The organism is Acutalibacter sp. LFL-21, assembly GCF_025630755.1.
In the GTDB taxonomy this organism is placed as follows: Bacteria; Bacillota; Clostridia; order Oscillospirales; family Acutalibacteraceae; genus Acutalibacter; species Acutalibacter stercoravium.
Genome location: NZ_JAOTNT010000028.1, coordinates 1 through 1,880 on the forward strand (window position 1 = coordinate 1; position 1,880 = coordinate 1,880).

Genomic DNA, 1,880 nt, shown 5'->3' on the forward strand with positions numbered 1-1,880 from the left:
TGTCCTGCCCCTTGACGGGGAACTGGCCGCAGCACTTTTGTACCGGGGGAGCCGGAAACGGTGCGCCGTCTGTGGGGCGGCCTTTGTCCCCAAATCCAACCGGGGGAAATACTGCCCCGGCTGCGCCGGACGCATGAAGAAAATCAAAGCCGCCGAGCGAAAGCAGAAACAAAGGCAGAAATGTCACGCTTTAGAGCCTTTCAAACCCGCATAAATCAAGGCTTTTTTCGTGGGTGTCAAAGGGTACGCGATACATTTATCCTTTTCCCCCGGAAACAGCGTTCTAAATGCGTACAAACCGTCAAAATCAACCCGAACACAGGGAGGTGATCCTATCGCTGATTATATCATGGCAGACACGAAGCTGCCCGCCTATCTGCCCTATCCCCGTTTCCTGCTGAAAATGGAGATTTCCCAGACCGCCAAGCTGCTCTATGCGCTGCTGTTAGACCGCTCCACCCTCTCCCAGAAGAACAAGTGGCAGGACGGCGAGGGCAGGATTTATATTATCTATCCCATCGCGGAGATAGCCGAAATACTGGATAAAGGCAGCACCACCATAAAGGGGGCGCTGAATGAACTGGACACGGCGGGGCTGTTGGAACGGGAACGGGGCGGCTTCTCCGCACCGAACCGGCTTTATGTCAAAGTACCGCCAGTGCCACAGGTACAGTTTTCAGACCAACTGATGGCCGGAAGTCCGCCCCTCATAGAGCCGGAAAACCGTCCTACTGATGGTCAGAAAACCGACCTTATGATGGTCGGAAAACCGTCCCCTAACCAAACTACTATAAACAACCTTACAGAGAGCCAAACAAAGGGAGTGAGTGGGGGGCCGTCCGCGCCCTATGGCCGATATGGAAATATTTTTCTGTCACAGACCGAATACGACGAGTTGCAGGCAGAGTACCCTGACAGGCTGGAACGGTTCATCGAGGAAATGAGCCGCTACCTTGCCGCCAACGGGAAAAGCTACCAGAACTATGCCGCCGCCCTGCGGATATGGGCGGGGAACGACAAAAAGGAAGCCCCTAAAAAGGGCATACCAGACTACTCATGCAAGGAGGGCGAGAGTTTATGAAGAATGAAATCAACGCGGTTTTGGAGAATATGACGACCACCATCCCGGAGCCGGAGGACTACACCGGCGAGGACGGTTTACTGTACTGCGGCAAGTGCCGCAAGCCGAAAGAAGCCTATTTTGCGCCGGATAAGGCCGCTATCTTCGGGCGCGACCGCCACCCGGCAGAGTGCGACTGCCAGAGAACCGCCCGCGAGGAACGGGAAGCCGCCGAAAAGCGGCGCAGACACCTTGACACCGTGGAAGAACTGAAACGCCGGGGCTTTACCGACCCCACCATGCGGGACTGGACTTTCGAGAACGACAACGGCAGGAACCCGCAGACCGGGCTTGCCCGCCGGTATGTGGAGCATTGGGAAGATATGCGGACAGACAATATCGGCTGCCTGTTCTGGGGCGGCGTAGGCACCGGCAAAAGCTACCTTGCAGGCTGTATCGCAAACGCCCTCATGGAGAAAGAAATCCCCGTCCACATGACGAACTTTGCCCTTATCCTCAATGACCTTGCCGCCAGCTTCGAGGGCAGGAACGAATACATTTCCCGCCTTTGCCGCTATCCGCTGCTTATCCTTGACGACTTCGGCATGGAGCGCGGGACGGAATACGGGCTGGAACAGGTTTTCAATGTGATTGACAGCCGTTACCGCAGCGGCAAGCCGCTGATCGTCACGACCAACCTTACGCTGGACGACCTGCGGAACCCGGAGGACACTGCCCATTCACGGATTTATGACCGGCTGCTTTCCATGTGCGTCCCGGTGCGCTTTACCGGCGAGAATTTCCGGCAGGAAACCGCGCA

The 1,880-nt window shown here is 56.4% G+C and carries 2 protein-coding genes; both read left to right on the forward strand.

The features are described from left to right. Positions 1 to 229 precede the first annotated feature (229 nt). On the forward strand, positions 230 to 1,081 hold the full coding sequence (locus tag ODJ80_RS13950) for a replication initiator protein A (RefSeq protein WP_442863928.1): 852 nt from the start codon (positions 230 to 232) through the stop codon (positions 1,079 to 1,081). Then, positions 1,078 to 1,880 (forward strand): ATP-binding protein (locus ODJ80_RS13955; protein WP_263042552.1); only part of this gene is annotated, 803 nt, incomplete at its 3' end. The genes ODJ80_RS13950 and ODJ80_RS13955, both read left to right, overlap by 4 nt.